We start from the raw sequence: 17,317 nt of genomic DNA on the forward strand, positions 1-17,317 counted from the left end.
ATCAGGTGGAAACCCGCCCTCAACGCATTTGCGATCACCTTCGCGAACCGGTTCGAGAGAACCAACCACTAATGAAATGCCGGACCCACACACCGTTTATCGGACAGTCCCGGACAGGACGGGGCGGAGGTAGGAGTGGGGTGGGTGAGAGGCTACCGGGCTCTGTGTGGGCGCTGCTGGGAGGGGCGTCCACTGCCGTCGAATGACTAGCCCTTCGCGGTGGCCTGCTTGATGTGGGCGGGTTTCGGGCGTGCTGTCATGTACGACCGGATATACACGACATCTGGACCTCGTCTATATCCGGTCCCCTCGGGCGCCGGGTAGCGGCCTCGGATCTACACTGTCGGGTATGGGTTCACTGACTGCGTATCGCGTCGTGGTGGCCGGGGTCATCCTCTTATCGCTGGGTGCCTGTAATGACGGGACCACGGCGGAAGAGCTGGAGAAGTGCATGGAGGACCGGCAACCCACCATCAGTGCTGCTATCGACGCCGGCACCGACACCGAACAGGCCTACCAGGAGGCACTTGAGGCGTGCGGGAACGGCCGGCTCAGTGACATTGAGCGCAGCAAACTCTTCACCCAGCCGTAAGTCACACCCCCGCGGCCACGCACCGGGGTACCACCGCTAAACCCGCGTACACCGCCGGCGTACCCGACAGACGATAAACGGGCCCGGCATCACCCGGTGACCCCGGCGAAGAATGATACGCAATCGCCATCAGGCAGGCAGGCAGGCAAGCAGGCAGGTAGGCGGGCGGGGAAGTTTCGGCTCGTTTCGGACGCCGTAGATGAATGGATTGATCAACACGTGGACTGGTGCTGGAGTAATGCGCGAAGAAGCAGCGTGTTGCATGATGGGCACATGATCCCTGTCCTGGATGTGGCCGTCGTCCGCGCCCTGGCAGCAGATTTGCGTTCCACCCGCGAGGCGTTGAACTTCGTGGACAGATTCGACGCTCTGCTCTCGAGCCGCCTGCAAAAAATCCATGACGCCCTCATGACACAGGACCTCGAGCAGATGAACGTCGCCCTGTTGGGCCTGCATACGAGCGCTGCGATGGTCGGCGCAGCACAACTCCACCACTGCACAGGCCGCATCCTCGGACACCTCAGTCGGTGGCCGTTCTCCGCAACCGCATCACGGGCCATCATGAAGGACCTGGCGAAAGAAGCCGTACAGTTCACCCGGGCCTACCGGATGATGCGATCACGACAAAACCTCCACCCCGACCCGGACCCCGCCCCCGACCCCGATCTCGCCGGCCACACGACAGCGCGAACGACCCGTCTCACCGACACAACCCGTTCCCCCGAATAGTTTCGGGTGCCCGCACCAGGGCGAGCCCGGCGGGGCCAGCAGCCTGCTTCGTGCCCGCACTCCTCACAAGGGGATCTCTTCCCCCAGAACTCGTTGACGCCTTGACGCCTTGACGCATCATGGGTCCTGGTGACCTTCGTCGGGACGGTCGAAGCGGGCCCGGACCTCTTCGGGCGGGAGGCCGAGTGTGCGGGCGATCTCGCGCCACCCCGCGCCCTCGTTGCGGGCAAGGCGGACCGCGGCCACGAGTTCCCGGTCGGCTCGCTGCGCCTGCTCCTGGCGGTTGACCAGCAGGGCCTTCCAGTCTTCAATGAGCCACCCGCGTCCGAGAAGGTCGTCGTCGCTGCACTGCTCGAAACAGTCCCCCAGCAGACGGTACGAAGTAAAGATTCTCACTGCTTTGTCGGGAGTGAGGTTATTGAACTGATTGGTGTCATCCGGGCCGGCGTAGGGCGGTTTCCTCATCGCGTCGTCTCCTTAAAAAATCTGATGATCTGGAACAGAGCCGGTCAAGCCCCGGGAAGTGGTGTAGTGCCTTTATCTGGTGAGCTGGTTCCCTTTGCTCCGACCGATACGGGCAGGACACACTGGAGAGCGAAGTGGATCCCGGGCATCGCACGCGTCCGTGATGATCATCGTTGAGCTGCAGCTGAACCTGCTACTAAAAATCGCTGGAACCACTGGGATCGTTACAGACCCTCCTGACGGGATCAAGGGGAGGACGATACTCATTGTTCAAAGCTGCTTCGAGGTATACGTAGGGTGTACCTCAACACCACACCCGTGATGCCACGGGACTGCCCCGGATTTCGTTGACTCTCGGGGTTTAGTGTTGTCAGGCGGCTTTGAGGCCGTTATTGAGTATCTCAAACTCGATCGGCGTTAGCCTCCCGAGGCGCCGTTGGCGGCGTTTCCGGTGGTAGGTCTTCTCGATCCAGGTCACGATGGCCAGGCGCAGGTCAGCCCGCGTGGACCATCGCTGGCTATCGAGCACGTTCTTCTGCAGGAGCGAGAAGAAGGACTCCATGGCCGCGTTGTCGGCGCACGCACCGACCCGCCCCATCGATCCCTTCAGCCCGTTGCCCTTCAACGTGCGCACAAAAGCGTTGGATCGAAACTGGGATCCACGATCGCTATGGACCACGGTGCCCACTGGATCCCGGAGCGCGATGGCGTTGTGGAGGGCTGAAACGGCCAGGGACGCTTTCATCCGGGTATCAATGGAATAGCCCACAATCCGATTGGAGTAGACGTCCTTGATCGCGCACAGATAGAGCTTGCCCTCGTCGGTCCGATGCTCGGTGATATCCGTGAGCCACAACTGGTCCGGCCCCGCCGCGACAAATTCCCGTTGGACGTGGTCATCGTGCACGGGCGGGCCGGCCTTGCGGGTCAGGCCGCGTTTCTTCGCGAACACGGACCAGATCTGCTGGCTACTACATAACCTCGCCACCCGGTTCTCTCCGGCGCTGAAACCCTGGTCCCCGAGCTCGTCGGCGATGAACCGATACCCGAATGCCGGATCGTCCCGATGCACATTGATCGCCGCGTTGATCAAGTGCGCATCAGACCAGTCACGGTCCGTGACCGGCGCGGCCTTCCACGCGTAGAAGGCCTGCTTGGAGAACCCCAACACCCGGCAGGCCACCGCGACGGGGACACCGTCCGCGGCAAGGTCAAGGACCAGCGGGAACTTCATTTTGGGGGCAGTTCCCGGGCGAAGAACGCCGCTGCCCGGCGGAGGATCTCGTTTTCCTGCTCGAGCAACCGAATCCGCTTCCGGGCGTCCCGCAGCTCTGCCGCTTCCTTCTCAGTAACGCCGGGACGGACGCCGTCCTCGACGTCGGCTTTCTTCAGCCAGTTGTGCAGGGTTGCTTCGGAGATCCCGAAGTCCTTGGCGATCTGCGAGATCGGAGCTTCATGCTTCCGCGCGACGGCGACCACGTCTCGGCGGAACTCAGCGGGGAACGGCTTAGGCATGTGAACATCCTTGCTGCGAGGACTAAATCCTCACAAGTCAGGAGTCAAGCAAAGCCGGGGCAGTCCCTTCGTCTGCCAAGGAAGCTAAGAAGGTCAACGTACCCGCGCTAGGCTCACGTGGAACGACTACAGGGGGCGTTGTGAAGGTTTGGCACTTAGCCGTAGTTTCTTGGATCGTCACCGCGCTCATTGCAGTCCTGGGAGTCACCGCGGCACGTACTATCTGGTACTTCCAAGAGCCAGTCGTCGACTCAGTCTCTCAGCCCGACAGCTACTTCATAGCTGCGATTTGTGGGCTCTTGGTGCTCGCGCTTAGTTTCCTCCTCAGCTGCGCCCTCACCGCCATCTCGGGGCAGTTGGCATCTGGACGCAGGACCAACGACTAGCCCCAAGTAACGTCCTGCTGGGGGATTCCCTAGCCGGATCAGCCAGACGCTGCGTTGACTTTCGACCCCGCCGATCACCTGATCAGAACCCCGCCATCTTGGCGAAAAGTCACAGTTTGAGTGGCGCAGAAGAACTGGCTCTTAAACGGTCGTTTATGCACGCTTCGTTTCTAGCCTCTGGGGAGCCTCGCAGACCTGCGAACAGGTATTGCTGCAGAGCGGCGCGAGCGACAAAGACATAGCGTTCATCCCCACCCTTATTGGTCTGGCCATACGATGGAGGTTCGGTCGCACACGAATTTGGGGGGAACATGGTTCGCACTCCCCCTGTGCCTGTTAACGGCGAGATGCTCAGGTGGGCGCGCGAACGTGTAGGCCTCGATCCCGTGAACGTCGCAGAGCGCATGCAGGTAACACCCGAACGCATCGGTCAGTGGGAATCGGGCGTTGAACAACCAACGTTGGCACGCCTCCGGCAAATATCGGAGCTCTATGGGCAGACCCTCGCCTTCTTCATGCGTCAGAGCCCTCCTGTCGAAGATTCCTCGTCCAGGCCTCCTGATTTCCGGACCAGGACCAGAGGCCGTCCAAGTCTGGCGCTGATGAAGGAGATGGACAGGGCGCTCCACCGACGCAGAGTTTTCCTCGAGGTCGGAACCCCAGTCGATTTCCGGCTCTCGGGCTTTACGTGGGAAGCACCTGACACCACCGGTGAGCGGCTCCGCGGGGAACTGAGCATCCCGGTCGATCACGCACCGCGAGACATCTCCAAAGCGCTGAAGCGATGGATTCAGGTTGTCGAAGACTTAGGAATCCTTGTCTTTCAGATGAGCAGAGTTGATCCGGGTGAATGCCAGGGGTTGTCCCTCTTCTACGACCCGATGCCCATCGTGATCCTGAATGGTGCTGACGAGCCAGGTGTCCGAATCTTCACCCTGTTCCATGAGGTCGGTCATCTCCTGCACCGTTCCGGAGCGCTCTGCGAGCTTGATAGTGAGGCGGGGGTAGAGCGGGAATGCAATGCTTTCGCTGCCTCCTTCCTCCTTCCTCGCTCGGCCTTCCTGGGGCTAATGCAATCGGGTCCGGATCCCTTGTCTCTCCTAAGCACGGGTGCACAGTATTTCGGCGTGAGCTGGTCCGCTGTCGCAGTTCGGGCTCGCACTCTTCAGCTCATCTCCCAAGAGCAACTTGACGAACAGCTGGCGATTGCGCGGCGGGTTTCGGCGGAGAACTTGGAACGCCGTCGAGAGAAAGCACGTCAAGCCAAGGGCGGTCCGCCTCATCACTCCATCAAGCTCAGGAACCTCGGTCCGAGATACGTAGAGACGATTTTGGATGCCCTGCACGACAACCGGATCTCGTCGACAGACGCGTCCTATTACCTCGAGTCGAAACAGGGCGTGATCGCGAAGATGGAGAAGGAACTCGTGAAGGGCGTAGCCGCAGAATGAACGTGCCCGCGTACTGCATCGATGCGAACATCATCATCGACCTAAACCGTCACAGCCCTCGAGACGTGTGGGAAGTGACCTGGGGCGCTCTCGAAGCTCTCATCGAGGATGGCCGAGCGGTGATGCCTCGCGATGTCTACCGGGAACTCGAGAAATGGGATGACGAATGCGCTCCGTGGGCGAAGTCAGTCGAGAACTTTGTCGTTGAGACCTCAATCGAGGAACTTACCGTCGTCGCCGAGTTGTCGGAAGCGTACCCAGACTGGGTATCAGGGCAAAAGAACGCGGCAGATCCCTTCGTGATCGCCGCTGCACGGTGCCGATCCTTGTCGATCGTCACGCATGAAACTCCGAAGGGCGCCGGCTACACACAGGCGAATATGCGGATACCCAATGCCGCAGCGCCTTACGGCATCGAGTGCATCAAGTTCGTCGACCTCGCGCGACGAGAAGGATGGATCTTCCGCTGACACCCCTTGCTGCGAAGCCGCCTGTGAACATTACGTCGTACAGATACGCAGAGAAGCGCCGCACACGGTAGGTGCGCGGCGCTTCTCGTGTACCTCGTGACCACTGGGTGACTACCCAGCGATCAGGACTTGCTGTTGGTGTTACGCCTTGGCGTTGCTGCGACGCACGGCGTAGGTTCCGCCAGCTGCTGCTGCCAGGACGAGGCCGCCACCGAGGGCGAGGACGCCTGCGTTGGAGCCGGTTTCCTGGGCGACGCCGGTGTCGGCGCCACCGTCAGGCATGGCGCCCATCTGCTGAGCGGAGAGAACTCCACACAGTGCGGGGGAGGTCGCGCCGAGGGGCAGTGAGGGCTCCAGGTCGCTGGGCGAGTTGAAGGCCTCTTCGGTGCCGGTGGCGGTTGCGGGGTCCAGGCCGTGGACGACGACGACGGCGGTGCCGGCGGCGAGGGCTTCCTGGGTTGCCTTGTCGAGGGTGATCTCGCGCTCGATGGTGTAGCTGCCGCCCTGGCCGCCGAGCTCGAGGTTCAGGCCCTCGGCGGGGGTGGTCGCACCGGAGGTGGTGAGGGTGGTGAGGATTCCACCGTAGGCAGGAGCGCCATCGGTGGTGCTGAGGATTCCGTCACCGTTCTGGTCATCGGCGGGGGTGGGGCACTGGCCGAGCGCTCCGCCGTGGATGTGCTGGACGTGGGGGTACGGTGCGTCCATGAAGGTCTCGGCGAGGCCGTTGACCTGGAGGTTGAGCTTCGCGGTCTCGCCGGTGACGTCGAGGGTGATGGTGCCGGTACCCGTGGTGCCGTTGAGCTGGCCCAGGGTCGAGGAGTAGGTGCCGTCATGGGCGGCCATAGCGGGGGAGCCAGCCATAGCGACGGCGCTGATGGCAAGGGCGGGTACTGCGAGGAAGCGCATCTTCTTGTTCAGGGGAAATCCTCCATTGTGCGAGTGAGGTGCACACCGCTCGGAATGCTCGGCGCGCTTGGCGTGCTACTTGTGCTTCGGGCCACACTCTGTCACGGATTGGATTCCAGCGTCGGCTTTCCCCTTCTCGGCCGCCCCTCCCACGCGTTGGGGACGGTCCTTAGCTACTCCAGTGTTCGTTGTAATCGGGGTGCCCAATCCAGGGCAGTGCCAGGAGTTCCAGGAATCGGCGCATGTAGTCCTGGTCGCTGGCTGGTTCGCAGTCCCAGTCGATGTGCTGAAGGTGGGCGACCATGAGGCGTGTGGATTCACATTCGGCGAGCATCCGCTCAGCACCGATCTCGCTGTCTCCGCAACCGTGCCAAGGAGTACTTCATCCTCGGTCACTCTTGCGAGAATGAAGGCCGCCAGCTCGTCCATCCCGAGACAGTAACCAGTGGCCCTCCTAGCCGGAAGCCCCCATGACTGGTTCCTCTCGGAGGTGTCTCAATGGTCTGGACAGATCTGACCTGGAGTGCAATAGGAAGTGTCACAAGAGGTGTCACGGGAGGGATGCGGACCGTGGGCGGACCGGTAGTCCGAATCCGGTGAGTCCGCGTGGTTTGTAGATGGACAGCCCCAAAGCCGCGGTCAGAACGAGCAGTGCGGCAGTGGCATGCAGTACGGGTGAGAGGTTGGGCAGAACCTCGCCCGGTCCGATACCCGTGGCAGGATCCAGGGCTGCCTCGGCAAGGGCTGTGAGTGTCTGTATATAGAGGACAAGGATCACGGTCGAGATGAGGGTGATGACCAGTTTGACGATGACCCAGTAATGCCGGATCAAACCCCACTGGGTGCCGAGGGATTGGATAATGCCGGTGACCAGGGTCGCGACGCTCAGAGGCACGAGGGCTGTCCGCCCGATGACGTCCATCGAGATGTAGAGAGCCCGGGTGAGGTTCTCGTCCGCGGTCGCTGCCGCGGTGATCGCGAGGGCGAGGAAAGTGATGACGGCGCCCAACCATCCCACGGATGATCCGATGTGCAGGACGAGAGCTGCCTTCCGGACACGCGGCGGCATGAGCATCAGAGTGTGTGGCTACTCGGCGTCGAACCGGCAGCGGTTATCCCCTTCACCAGAGCCTCGTTCACCAAGGTCCCGTTCACCATGGCGCCGTGCATGCCCGGGCCGTGCTCGAAACCAAGAACCTTTGAGATCAGGAGTGCGGCGGCCAGCACGAGCACGATGACGAGGAGGACCTTTACCCAGCGCGGCACGGGAGGCCGCCGGGTTTGGGACACCCCATCGGGCGTGTGGTCAGGTGTTACTGGGCGTGGTCCTTCGCTCATTGCCTGGTCCTGTCCATAGGGATGCTTGGCTACTGAAACTGTGCTTTTCTTTACACACTGTATACCTACTGTACGTGTGTCGATGGTGGAACGAGTCGTACAGTAGTGGGATGCCGAAGCTGTGGAACGACACCGTGCAGGAACACCGGGACGCCGTCCGGGAGGCGGTACTGGACGGTGTTGCCCGGCTAGTGGCAGAGGGCGGGGCGTCCTCGGTGTCGATGACGAGAGCGGCTGAAGGTGCCGGGATTTCCCGTGCGACCTTGTACAAGTACTTCTCCGACGTGCAGGCCCTGCTGTTGGCGTGGCATGAGCGTCAGATCGGGGAACACCTCGGTCATCTCCACCATGTGCGCGACCAGGCTGGACACTATGTTGCCGGTACTGGACAGCACGATGAGCACGATGGACACGGCACGGATCCGGTTGCGACGGTCCGGGCGGTACTCGAGGCCTATGCGCTGATGCTGCAGCAGTCGTCCATGGATCGTGCGCCGGGGTATCTGCATGCCGGGCCCCATACGGACAGGGCCCACGCGCACCTGCACGAGTTCCTGGCCGAGGTCATCAGTGATGCCACTGCTTCAGCAGATGGTCATGAGCTCAGCACGGTATCCGTGCGCAACGATGTCCCCGTCGATGATCTGGTGTCATTCGCCCTGCATGCGGTGAACGCGGCAGCGATAGCGCGCTCCCCCGAAGCCGCACGCCTTCTGGTGGGCGTCGTCGTCGACGGCTTACTCCGCCACCCGGACCACTTACACGACCTGGACCATCCGAGAAACTGACGCCTTGTCCACCATCGGTCCTGCGAGATTCGTTGGTGTGTCCGAGCAGGGTCCGCGGAGGGGCGTTAACAAAAAGTGGCAGGCGCCCCCGTCCAGAGCACCTGCCACTCTTGTTCAGCTTACGGACGCTGGGCGTCCGCTGAATCTGTGTTAGCCATTGACGCGCACGAAGGACGAACCGGCGAGGTCCGACAGGGGGTGCTTGATCGTGAGGTTCGCGCCGTTCATGCCGCTGCTGATGACCTCACCGTTGCCGACGTAGATGCCGATGTGGCCGGGGCGGATGACCAGGTCACCGGGGGCGGGGGTCGAGACGACCGAGCCGTACTGGAAGAACTGCATGGGACCGAGGTCTCCGACGTTCTTGCCGATGGAACGCAGGGCCCGCTCGACGAGGATGGTGCAGTCCTGGATGGAGCCGAGCTGGCCGTAGGCCGAGGCGACAAGCGCTGCGCCGACGCCGCTGGCGGGGACCGCAGGAGCCGCGGGGGCTGCCGGGGCGATCGGGGCGATAGAGGCAGAGGTCAGCTGGAAGCCGGCCGGTGCTGCGGCAACGGGGGCCGCAACGGGGGCCGCGACAGGAGCTGCAACGGGGGCGGGGGCTGCGTAGAAGACCTGGCTGGCTGGTGCTGCTGCGGGGACAGCGGCCGGGCTGACGGCGGCGCTGGCTCCTGCGGTGAGCTTGATCTGCTGTCCGGGGTAGATGACCGATGCGTAGGACAGGCCGTTCTGGGCCAGGAGCGTGTTGAGGTTCAGGCTGTGCTTGGCAGCGATGGCGCCGAGGGTGTCGCCGGCAACGACGGTGTGGACGCCTGCTGCAGCAGGCGCTGCGACGGGTGCCTGGGCGACGGTGCCCACAGCGCTCACAGTGGCTTCCTGGGTGTAGGTGCCGGCCTGTGCGGGGGCGCCGACGGCGAAGACGAGGCCTCCGGTTGCTGCTGCGATGATGGCGGGCTTACCCAGTGCTACTGCACCGGTCTTCGCGGAGTGCGACAGGCCTTCGAGGGCGATGGAGTGGGTGACGACGGCGCGGTGGCGCGCCGGAATGGACGTACGTGACATGGTGATTGCCTCTCCCATGCCTGCGGGGTGAGCTGTCGGGTTCGGATGGGAGTTCACCCGGCCGTCGTTCAAGCCTGTGCATTCCTTCAGTCGCGGACGCAACGTGCAGGTCGTGCCTAGGTTGTCGGATCGACTTAACCCCGAGGGTCATCGCACCAGTGAGTGCGGTGGCCCGGTGGAAACGTGGTTCCCCCGTCCCTGCCTAATGGGTTGTACGAACGGGTCCCGGATGCAGCGGCAGGGCTCGGCATTCTGCGCGGGAGAATGTTCTCGACGGGTGCCGGGAACATGCGATGACAATACCCCAGGGTGGTATCAAAGTCACGTTCAGGTAACGGCCTGCGGCGTGTCTTCGCAACACGCCGTGAGCCGGATACCGGATGGTTACCAAGGTCAACAAAGCGCCGCGGATATGCCGCGGATATAGGGACAAGGGACCTAATCGGCAGCGATACTGGAAGCTGCTGCGCGAGGGGCGCAGCAGGGGAAGTCACCAACGATCTTGGGCCGGCACAACCGGATCGCATCGATTGGTGGTGAAAGGAAATGACCGTGAGCTCCGAAACCGGAACGTATGCCAGCACTGCAACATCTCACGAAGCGGTCTCCGCAGCAGCCGGTGAGGCCACAGAGATCCACACCGGCCAGAATCAAAAAGCGATTGGGCGCACAGCTCACGGGTACGCAGCGGATAAGGATGCGTACCTGCGACGCCTGAAGCGCATCGAGGGCCAGGTGCGCGGTATCGCCCGCATGGTCGACGAGGACAAGTACTGCATCGACATTCTTACCCAGGTCGCCGCGGTCAACAGCGCCATGCACGCGGTCAGCCTCGGATTGCTTGAGAACCACATGCAGCACTGCGTCGTTGACGCAGCTCAGGAAGCTGCGACGAGCGGATCCTCGGACGTCATTGACGCCAAGGTCAAGGAAGCAACCCAGGCGATCAGCAGACTGCTGCGCTAGGTGTACTGCCCAGGCAGGTTGGTTAACCGTGTGATCGGTGGTTTTCCTCCGATGGCGGTGTGGGGCCGGTGGTGATTGTATTCGTGGAGCCATCCGGGCAGGGCTGCGCGGCGGGCTGATTCGCTGTTGTAGTGGCGGGAGAATGCCCAGCCGTCGGCGAGGGTGCGGTGGAAACGTTCGATCTTGCCGTTCGTCTGAGGCCGGTAGGGGCGGGTTTTCTTGGGCTTGATTCCGAGCTCGATGCAGGCATCCCGCCAGGCGTGGGAGCGATAGGCGGAGCCGTTGTCGGAGAGCACGCGCTCGACGGCGACTCCGCGGGCTTCGAACCACGAGATCGCCCGTCGGAGGACACCGATCGCAGTGATCGCGGTCTCGTCGCCATGGATCTCTGCATAGGCGACGCGGGAGTGGTCGTCGATGACCGTGTGGACGAACGCCGTGCCGAGGAGTTCGTTGCGGTGTTTGCTCCGCGCGGTTCCCGGTGTCGACTGTCGGTTCTTCCGTCCTTGCTGCCGTCCGACATAGCGGTGGCCGCCGCCATCCGGGATGTTGCCGATCTTCTTCACGTCGACGTGGATCATCGCCCCGGGTTTGTCGTGCTCGTATCGTCGGACCAGTTCCCCGGTACGGACGTCGACATGGCGGAGCCGATTCAATCGGCAGCGGGTCAGCACCGCATGGACGGTCGAGGCCGGCATCCCGAGACGAGCACCGATCCCGACGGGTCCGAGGCGTTTCTTCCACCGCAGATGCACAACCTTCCGCACCAGGGCTGGCGGGGTTCTCGTGGGGGGTGTGGTGCGGGCGTGAGGACCGGTCTGTCATCTCGCCGCGGCCCATCGCCTCGTACCGGTCCGCCCACCGCTTCGCGGTCGGCCACGACACATGACAGAACACAGCCGCACGGGAGACAGTCCAACCGTCGTCGACGATCAGCCTCCCAATCCGCAGACGTTGAACCGGGGTGAGAGCAGCATTAGCGTGAGACACGAAGACCTCCGGACGGGTAGTGGGGAACTAGACAGCTCCACCCTCCACCGGAGGTCTTCGTCAGTTCAAGACGTCACACATAAACCAACGTCCCTGGGCAGTACACCTAGGCCCGGACCTGCTCACCCAGCGCTCAACACCGAGTGCTGAATACGGACCCTGGAATGCAGAGGAACGGTGATGCAACAGGCGAGCCAAGTAAATAGGACGCTGCTTGGTGCTTCTCGTGTTTTAGTCGTGCGTGCAGCAGGCGCAGGATGCGCCAACTACCGGAACAGCTGGTGCAGTCGGGGCGCTCATCGCAGCAGGCCGGGTCGTTAACGTCAGCGCGGTGGCTCCCGCCGTAGTGCCCGGCGTAGCAGCTACCGCGACACCTGCGGTGTTGGTCGTCCTGGCGGTATCGGTGCTGTTGGTGCTGCAGCACGAGTCCGTGTCACCGGTCGGAGTGTTCCCTCGGTGTCAACGCTGTCGTGGGTGTCGAGGTTTTCGAAGGACGGGGCGCAGCACGAGTCGCCCTTCCATGCTTCGAGGCCTTCCTTGATGGCGACAGCCGCGATGACCAAGGCGGCGATCGGGTCGGCCCAGGACCAGCCGAGAGTGCTGTTGAGTAGCAGACCCACCAGCAGGACTCCGGACAGGTAGGTGCAGAGCAGGGTCTGTTTGGAGTCCGCGACGGCGGACCGGGACCCGAGCTCACGGCCGGCCCGGCGTTGCGCCCAGGACAGGAACGGCATGACCGCCAGACTCACTGCGGCGAGGATGATCCCGACCAGGGAGTGCTCGGCCTCAGCCCCACCGAGGAGGGACCGGACGGCGTCGAACGTCACGAACGCGGCGAGACCGAAGAACGAGAAGGCGATCAGCCGCAGCGCGGTCTTCTCTCGGGCCTCCGGGTCACGGCCAGCGAACTGCCACGCCACGGCGGCCGCGGAGAGGACCTCGACGATCGAGTCCAGGCCGAACCCGATCAGGGCGCTCGAGGACGCGATCGTACCGGCGCTGATCGCAACGACCGCTTCGATGACGTTGTAGGTGATGGTCGCCGCGACGAACAGACGGATCCGCCGCGACAGGACCGCGCGTCTCTCCCCCGTCGGACCCTGCCGGGCTGCTTCCACGTGGGTATGAGTGCTCATCAGCAGCAAACCTTTCCATCGACGTGGTCTGCCTGGGTAGTGCAGCAACACTGTGCTTCGCTCACCGCGACAACGGCCAATAATGCCGTCAGAGCGTCACCGAGCTTTCGATCCGCGAGCTCGTACCGGACGCGCCTTCCCTCAGGAACGGCAACGACCAGACCACACCCCCGCAGGCACGTCAGGTGGTTCGACAGCCGCTGCTTGGACACTCCTGCCAGCTCGGCCAACTCACCGGGATACGACGGCGCATCCCGTAAAGACAGGAGCACCTGAGCGCGAACTGGATCCGACAAGGCGTACCCGAATCGAGCGAGCACAGAATAGTGGGTCAACGTCTCCATGCCCTCGATGGTACATGAGGTGATGTACTAAGAGGAGGCGGGAAGACGAAGCACAGCATCTATTCACTTCGTCGACGATGTTAGCTACCTCCACCTCTTCGTCATTTGACTCTTATAGGAGCGTCGTCAAGGGCACGGCACAAGCTCCCCCACGCTTCGCTGCTTGTCCCGCACCCAGATGGACAGCAGGAACCAGCAGCCCGCCTGCACACACCCACCTGCGTCACCGACACCGGGTGGATCACCTCGAGTGACCGGTGGGCCTGCACAGCCTCCCTATATGCGCGGAATAAAGAACGACACTACGCAACAAGCCCGTGCGGTGCTGTTTCCGAGAGAGCCATCGTCGGTACACGAGGGAGTCCTCGTCGACACAAGTATCAGAACGGCTACATACGAGTGTCGGAACATATGTCGTTTGGTACTCGTTTACATGTATATATAGGTAACGTGTAGTTGATCCACCACGACACCGCGATAGAAGGACCACCATGGGCGACGGAGTAACCACCAGGACACGGCACGGCCGCGGCAGCGCCACAGGATCACCCGGCAATGAGTTCGAGACCGGATTCAGTGACATGGTCACCGTGCTCAATGACAATTTGGGTCCAGCCCTGACACAGCTCATCGCCGGCAAAGACCGGCAAACCGTCACCCGATGGATGGCATCCAAGCAGCTACCGAAGTCTCTGGACGTGGAACGGCGCATCAGAGCCGCCTACCAAATCTTCATGTTCCTCGCCCATGACCCTCAAGCCCCACAGTCACCGCACACCGTCCGAGCGTGGTTCATGGGCATGAACGGCCAGCTCGACGACATGTCGCCCGCTGAAGCGATCGCCGAGAACCGGACCCGTGAAGCGATGGCCGCCGCCCGCGCATACCGGGCAGGAGGGTAAAGCATGGCGTCGGGCGACTCGCTCACACCCAGAACGGTCGAGATCCCCGACAGGGTCTGGCGAGTCGCCCTCATCCCCTCTGGACAGCGCTTCTCCGAGATCGCCCCAGACGACGCCCTCCTTCCGGATGCCGGGAACCGCTTCGACGTGCCAGGCGGCGGAGTCCTGTATTGCGCCACCAGTCCGCGAGGCTCCTATCTGGAAACCCTCGCGGGCAAGAGAGTGTCCCCCAAGATGGCGGCTCTCGTGCACGATGACCCCAGCGGCTTCATGCCGCCCAACAGCATCCCGGCGTCCTGGCGGGACGAACGCCGCCTCTTCACCGTCGGCACCACGAACCCTGCATCATTCATTGACCTCGAGGACCTCGAAACCCGCCAGTACATCCTTGGTCAGATCGGTGAGCAGCTCGAACCGCTGGGCGTGGAAACCCTCGATGTCCCCGACGTGCGCGGGATGAACCGGCTCCTCACCCGTGAAATCGCGCGCTGGGCGTATTCGTCCCTCGACGACGAAGGTCTCTACAACTACTCAGGCATCCGATACGTTTCCAAACTCGACCATGAGGAGTGCTGGGCCATCTTCGCCGGCACCGAGACCTTCATCCACGAGCAGACCACGATCGAAAAGACCGACCCGAACCTCCTCGACGTGGCCCGCCTGTTCCGCTTGACGATCCATTGAAAAGCCACCGCTGACAGCTCTCAGGAACGCCACTCCATCTAGTGAGTGCTCTGCTTCCCGAGCGAATGTTCCCTTCACCTACAGGGGGCCCTACGGGTGATAGTCGTACTTATGGTCTGACGCATACGACTGGAACGTACCATCGGCTGTTGATCCCTTGATTCCCAGGGAGTCACCCATGAGGATGCTGAGGTCTTGGAGGGAGTGGTGCAGAGCCAGACCTGATGCCCGCCCCTCCGGATCAGCCAAGTCCTTGGCGAGTTCGCTCAGCGCTACCGCGTAGGAGAGAGACGTGGCCAGCGATGCTGCGGCCGTTGATTCACGGAAGTAATACGACTCGCTGGTCTGGGTGAGGTCCACCCTGGTTTGGATGATGCCGTCGGTGATGCCATCGAGGACGCGGCTGGCCGTCTCGGGTGTGAACTCAGACAGGTGTTGCAGGTACATCGCATCCCGGAGGACGGTGAGGCGAAGTGCGAGGGCCCGACGACGGGCGAGGGCAGGGTAGAGCTGCAGAAACCATGACACTGCGGCCGTGAGCAGGGCGAAACCGATCAGTGCTTCGGCAGGTGATAGCGCCCTGATCCAGGGGTCGGTGGCGATGACGTCTCCGAAGCCGAGGGTCGACAGCGTGACAGTTGAGATATAGAGCGCTTCGATGAAGTCGGGATACCGGGAAGGGTTGATGCCGTCGGCGTACGTGAAACCCTGCGGAACGTGGGGGTAATACACCAGCGCCCACCCGAGGATCTGCAGTGCCGCCCACAGCAGAATCACTGCCACGATACCGAAGGGCCCGGCCAAGGATGCTGCTTTCAGTCCTAGCGGCTTGGAGATTCTCCAGGTGCTGTTCATAGCGGCTTTGGTTAGCCCTCCCTGGCCGCTGGGATGGAGCAGGGTGTGGAAGACATCCCTGAGCCCGACTCCGATGATGATGAATCCCAGCACGGTGAAAATCCACGTCATATCAAACTCCTTTCATCGGAACTGATCACGTCCTCACAACGGGCTTATTCCCTGACCTCACGTGGTGGAGTCAGTTGAAGCTCGGTCGTGATGACGCACTATCACCCATTGGGTAGCGATGATGACGATGGCGACCACGGCGGTGATGACCAGGGTGGTCGGATCCGATTGAGCTTTGAGGAGCAGGAAGGGAATCAGGACTGCACCGTCGAGCACGATCGCGACACCTGGAACCCAGGCGTTGGCGCCAGTCTCGTTTCGGAGGTGCCGAATGATGCCCCAGTGGATGGCGATGTCCATGGTGAGATAAAGGATCGCCCCGAGGGAAGCGATCTGCGAGAGGTCGAAGAAGGCGGCCATGATGATCGCGAGCCCGGCTGTGATGAACAGTGACTGGTGTGCCTTGTGCCCGGGCAGCCCTGGCGCCTGGCCCATCTCGCGGAGCATGTCGTAGAGCTTGGAAACAGAGAACAGGCTGGCAATAAGCCCGGAAAGTGTTGCGATGACGGCGATGATGACAGTGAGCATCACACCGAATGAGCCGAAGGCAGGCTCAGCTGCTTCGGCGAGAGCATAGTCCCTGGCCTCCACGATCCGGGGGACGGAGAGACTTCCGGTGACGGCTACCGTGATCAGGAGATAGAGCACCGTGCATAGGCCGATGGAGATCATGATGGAGCGGCCGATGTTGCGCTCAGGACGGCGCAGATCACCACCCTGGTTCGTGATCGTCGTGAAGCCCTTGTAGGCGAGGATGCAGAGGGTTACCCCGGCCAGGAATCCGAGAAGACCAGACTCGGGTGGAGTTCGCTGCGCTGTCGAGAACAACCGACCCAACGAGGAAACACCAGCGGCAAGGATCCCACCAACAGCAAGAACGGCTATGCCGATGATTTTCAGGGCCGCGGTGATGGTCGCTGAACGTTCTACCCACTGGTTACCGACCAGATTCACCAGCGCTGCGGCGGCTATGGCAAGCACGGCCAGAATGGGTACCCAGAGTGCCGAGGACTGCATCCCGAAAGCTCTGAGAAGGTACGTGCCGAAGGTTCGCCCGAGCAGGCTTTCGGCCATGATCATCGACACGTACATGAACAGGGAGAAGGAACCCGCGACGACGCCGGGACCATACGCGGCTTTGAGGAGCATCGCGATACCGCCGGACGACGGGTTCGTCGCGGAATAGCGCACATAGGAATACGAACTGAAACCGACGACGACGGCACCGGCGAGGAACGCCCACGGAACCCAGCCACCGGCCAGCTCGGCGACCTGTCCGACCAAGGCGAATATTCCGGCTCCGATCATGACCCCCGTGCCGAGGGCAACAGATCCAACCAATGACAGCTTCTGATCGTCTTTCGACGTCTCTTCTTTTTTCACGCCAGTCTTTCTTGTAGGTTCCGTCACCGCGTCAGTCCCGGGCCACACCTGGTGGGGCCCGGGACTGCATCAGGCGCCTGCCGATTTTTTGAGGATCACCGGGTGGGCTGATGGTTGCTTCTCAGTGCGCTCTGGTCAAGTCCCTGGTGGTGGTGTAGCGGTCGGTGATCCTTTTCTTTGTTAGGCGCTGAGTTCGAGTGTGGTGTCGGTGGGCTCCTCCGTCCCGGTGTCGGTAAGAAGTGTG

19 protein-coding genes, 2 pseudogenes and 1 riboswitch are annotated in these 17,317 nt (G+C 62.3%); of the genes and pseudogenes, 9 read left to right on the forward strand and 12 right to left on the reverse strand.

The window, feature by feature from the left end; all coding sequences use genetic code 11:
* The first annotated feature begins 349 nt into the window (after positions 1-349).
* A complete protein-coding gene (locus ACX80F_RS16280) occupies positions 350-592 on the forward strand; it encodes a hypothetical protein (RefSeq protein ID WP_459337429.1) in 243 nt (80 codons plus the stop codon).
* A gap of 273 nt (positions 593-865) precedes the next feature.
* A complete protein-coding gene (locus ACX80F_RS16285) occupies positions 866-1,321 on the forward strand; it encodes a hypothetical protein (protein ID WP_459337430.1) in 456 nt (151 codons plus the stop codon).
* Between the two features lie 117 nt (positions 1,322-1,438).
* Here the strand turns inward: ACX80F_RS16285 and ACX80F_RS16290 are convergent, their stop codons facing one another.
* Together ACX80F_RS16290 and ACX80F_RS16295 are read right to left on the reverse strand one after the other, a co-directional pair.
* On the reverse strand, positions 1,439-1,786 hold the full coding sequence (locus tag ACX80F_RS16290) for an AsnC family protein (protein ID WP_459337431.1): 348 nt from the start codon (positions 1,784-1,786) through the stop codon (positions 1,439-1,441).
* A gap of 370 nt (positions 1,787-2,156) precedes the next feature.
* Positions 2,157-3,301, reverse strand: a protein-coding gene (locus ACX80F_RS16295; RefSeq protein WP_459337432.1) for an IS3 family transposase whose coding sequence is annotated in 2 segments (ribosomal slippage) — positions 2,157-3,028 and positions 3,028-3,301 — 1,146 coding nt in all. Because the reading frame shifts where the segments join, the coding sequence is not laid out codon by codon here.
* Positions 3,302-4,034: 733 nt separating this feature from the next.
* On the opposite strand from ACX80F_RS16295, the pseudogene ACX80F_RS16300 reads away from it, so the two are divergent.
* From ACX80F_RS16300 to ACX80F_RS16310, 3 genes and pseudogenes are all read left to right on the forward strand, one after another.
* Positions 4,035-4,187, forward strand: a pseudogene (locus ACX80F_RS16300) (helix-turn-helix domain-containing protein); the annotation flags it as partial.
* 102 nt (positions 4,188-4,289) lie between these two features.
* Positions 4,290-5,138 (forward strand): ImmA/IrrE family metallo-endopeptidase, encoded by an 849-nt coding sequence (locus tag ACX80F_RS16305; RefSeq protein ID WP_459337447.1) that lies wholly within the window; start codon positions 4,290-4,292, stop codon positions 5,136-5,138.
* Positions 5,135-5,608, forward strand: coding sequence for a DUF4411 family protein (locus tag ACX80F_RS16310; protein ID WP_459337433.1), 474 nt, complete (start codon positions 5,135-5,137; stop codon positions 5,606-5,608). The genes ACX80F_RS16305 and ACX80F_RS16310 overlap by 4 nt, the downstream gene beginning before the upstream one ends.
* 141 nt (positions 5,609-5,749) lie before the next feature.
* Here ACX80F_RS16310 and ACX80F_RS16315 read toward each other — a convergent pair whose 3' ends face one another.
* From ACX80F_RS16315 to ACX80F_RS16330, 4 genes are all read right to left on the reverse strand, one after another.
* Positions 5,750-6,514, reverse strand: a complete 765-nt coding sequence (locus ACX80F_RS16315) for a hypothetical protein (RefSeq protein WP_459337434.1) — start codon at positions 6,512-6,514, stop codon at positions 5,750-5,752.
* A 169-nt stretch (positions 6,515-6,683) separates the two neighbouring features.
* Complete coding sequence (locus ACX80F_RS16320; protein ID WP_459337435.1) at positions 6,684-6,848, reverse strand: DUF6221 family protein; 165 nt, start codon at positions 6,846-6,848, stop codon at positions 6,684-6,686.
* Between the two features lie 216 nt (positions 6,849-7,064).
* Positions 7,065-7,583: a DUF2269 domain-containing protein gene (locus tag ACX80F_RS16325; protein ID WP_459337436.1), complete on the reverse strand. Its 519-nt coding sequence runs from the start codon at positions 7,581-7,583 to the stop codon at positions 7,065-7,067.
* A 5-nt stretch (positions 7,584-7,588) separates the two neighbouring features.
* Positions 7,589-7,780: a hypothetical protein gene (locus ACX80F_RS16330; protein ID WP_459337437.1), complete on the reverse strand. Its 192-nt coding sequence runs from the start codon at positions 7,778-7,780 to the stop codon at positions 7,589-7,591.
* A 182-nt stretch (positions 7,781-7,962) separates the two neighbouring features.
* On the opposite strand from ACX80F_RS16330, the gene ACX80F_RS16335 reads away from it, so the two are divergent.
* Positions 7,963-8,640 carry a TetR/AcrR family transcriptional regulator gene (locus tag ACX80F_RS16335; protein WP_459337438.1) on the forward strand — a complete coding sequence of 226 codons (678 nt, stop codon included), beginning with the start codon at positions 7,963-7,965 and terminating at the stop codon, positions 8,638-8,640.
* A gap of 150 nt (positions 8,641-8,790) precedes the next feature.
* Here ACX80F_RS16335 and ACX80F_RS16340 read toward each other — a convergent pair whose 3' ends face one another.
* Positions 8,791-9,702 carry a LysM peptidoglycan-binding domain-containing protein gene (locus tag ACX80F_RS16340; protein ID WP_459337439.1) on the reverse strand — a complete coding sequence of 304 codons (912 nt, stop codon included), beginning with the start codon at positions 9,700-9,702 and terminating at the stop codon, positions 8,791-8,793.
* Between the two features lie 2 nt (positions 9,703-9,704).
* A riboswitch (cyclic di-AMP (ydaO/yuaA leader) is annotated at positions 9,705-9,927 on the reverse strand.
* A gap of 321 nt (positions 9,928-10,248) precedes the next feature.
* Here ACX80F_RS16340 and ACX80F_RS16345 point away from each other — a divergent pair.
* Positions 10,249-10,668, forward strand: coding sequence for a metal-sensitive transcriptional regulator (locus ACX80F_RS16345; protein ID WP_459337440.1), 420 nt, complete (start codon positions 10,249-10,251; stop codon positions 10,666-10,668).
* Here ACX80F_RS16345 and ACX80F_RS16350 read toward each other — a convergent pair.
* The 3 genes and pseudogenes from ACX80F_RS16350 to ACX80F_RS16360 form a co-directional block, all read right to left on the reverse strand.
* A pseudogene (locus tag ACX80F_RS16350) lies at positions 10,665-11,658 on the reverse strand (IS481 family transposase). The gene ACX80F_RS16345 and the pseudogene ACX80F_RS16350 sit on opposite strands and share 4 nt — an antisense overlap.
* Before the next feature lie 362 nt (positions 11,659-12,020).
* Complete coding sequence (locus ACX80F_RS16355) at positions 12,021-12,794, reverse strand: cation transporter (protein ID WP_459337441.1); 774 nt, start codon at positions 12,792-12,794, stop codon at positions 12,021-12,023.
* Positions 12,794-13,138, reverse strand: coding sequence for an ArsR/SmtB family transcription factor (locus ACX80F_RS16360; RefSeq protein ID WP_459337442.1), 345 nt, complete (start codon positions 13,136-13,138; stop codon positions 12,794-12,796). Before ACX80F_RS16360 ends, ACX80F_RS16355 begins: the two co-directional genes overlap by 1 nt.
* A gap of 491 nt (positions 13,139-13,629) precedes the next feature.
* Between ACX80F_RS16360 and ACX80F_RS16365 the strand changes: the two genes are divergently transcribed.
* Positions 13,630-14,040, forward strand: a complete 411-nt coding sequence (locus ACX80F_RS16365) for a hypothetical protein (protein WP_459337443.1) — start codon at positions 13,630-13,632, stop codon at positions 14,038-14,040.
* 3 nt (positions 14,041-14,043) lie between these two features.
* Positions 14,044-14,724 carry an RES family NAD+ phosphorylase gene (locus tag ACX80F_RS16370; protein ID WP_459337444.1) on the forward strand — a complete coding sequence of 227 codons (681 nt, stop codon included), beginning with the start codon at positions 14,044-14,046 and terminating at the stop codon, positions 14,722-14,724.
* 90 nt (positions 14,725-14,814) lie between these two features.
* Here the strand turns inward: ACX80F_RS16370 and ACX80F_RS16375 are convergent, their stop codons facing one another.
* Both ACX80F_RS16375 and ACX80F_RS16380 read right to left on the reverse strand, forming a co-directional pair.
* Positions 14,815-15,690, reverse strand: a complete 876-nt coding sequence (locus ACX80F_RS16375) for a potassium channel family protein (RefSeq protein ID WP_459337445.1) — start codon at positions 15,688-15,690, stop codon at positions 14,815-14,817.
* A gap of 57 nt (positions 15,691-15,747) precedes the next feature.
* Positions 15,748-17,073 carry an APC family permease gene (locus ACX80F_RS16380; protein ID WP_459337446.1) on the reverse strand — a complete coding sequence of 442 codons (1,326 nt, stop codon included), beginning with the start codon at positions 17,071-17,073 and terminating at the stop codon, positions 15,748-15,750.
* Positions 17,074-17,317: the final 244 nt, after the last annotated feature.

Source organism: Arthrobacter sp. TMS2-4 (assembly GCF_054511075.1).

Excerpts from the sequence above, each read along its gene's own strand:
- ACX80F_RS16335 (WP_459337438.1), top strand. The coding sequence starts at position 7,963 with ATGCCGAAGCTGTGGAACGACACCGTGCAGGAACACCGGGACGCCGTC.
- ACX80F_RS16310 (WP_459337433.1), top strand. The coding sequence starts at position 5,135 with ATGAACGTGCCCGCGTACTGCATCGATGCGAACATCATCATCGACCTA.
- ACX80F_RS16375 (WP_459337445.1), bottom strand. The coding sequence starts at position 15,690 with ATGACGTGGATTTTCACCGTGCTGGGATTCATCATCATCGGAGTCGGG.
- ACX80F_RS16305 (WP_459337447.1), top strand. The coding sequence starts at position 4,290 with ATGAAGGAGATGGACAGGGCGCTCCACCGACGCAGAGTTTTCCTCGAG.
- ACX80F_RS16340 (WP_459337439.1), bottom strand. The coding sequence starts at position 9,702 with ATGTCACGTACGTCCATTCCGGCGCGCCACCGCGCCGTCGTCACCCAC.
- ACX80F_RS16315 (WP_459337434.1), bottom strand. The coding sequence starts at position 6,514 with ATGCGCTTCCTCGCAGTACCCGCCCTTGCCATCAGCGCCGTCGCTATG.
- ACX80F_RS16355 (WP_459337441.1), bottom strand. The coding sequence starts at position 12,794 with ATGAGCACTCATACCCACGTGGAAGCAGCCCGGCAGGGTCCGACGGGG.
- ACX80F_RS16290 (WP_459337431.1), bottom strand. The coding sequence starts at position 1,786 with ATGAGGAAACCGCCCTACGCCGGCCCGGATGACACCAATCAGTTCAAT.
- ACX80F_RS16280 (WP_459337429.1), top strand. The coding sequence starts at position 350 with ATGGGTTCACTGACTGCGTATCGCGTCGTGGTGGCCGGGGTCATCCTC.
- ACX80F_RS16345 (WP_459337440.1), top strand. The coding sequence starts at position 10,249 with ATGACCGTGAGCTCCGAAACCGGAACGTATGCCAGCACTGCAACATCT.
- ACX80F_RS16365 (WP_459337443.1), top strand. The coding sequence starts at position 13,630 with ATGGGCGACGGAGTAACCACCAGGACACGGCACGGCCGCGGCAGCGCC.
- ACX80F_RS16320 (WP_459337435.1), bottom strand. The coding sequence starts at position 6,848 with ATGCTCGCCGAATGTGAATCCACACGCCTCATGGTCGCCCACCTTCAG.
- ACX80F_RS16285 (WP_459337430.1), top strand. The coding sequence starts at position 866 with ATGATCCCTGTCCTGGATGTGGCCGTCGTCCGCGCCCTGGCAGCAGAT.
- ACX80F_RS16370 (WP_459337444.1), top strand. The coding sequence starts at position 14,044 with ATGGCGTCGGGCGACTCGCTCACACCCAGAACGGTCGAGATCCCCGAC.
- ACX80F_RS16325 (WP_459337436.1), bottom strand. The coding sequence starts at position 7,583 with ATGCCGCCGCGTGTCCGGAAGGCAGCTCTCGTCCTGCACATCGGATCA.
- ACX80F_RS16360 (WP_459337442.1), bottom strand. The coding sequence starts at position 13,138 with ATGGAGACGTTGACCCACTATTCTGTGCTCGCTCGATTCGGGTACGCC.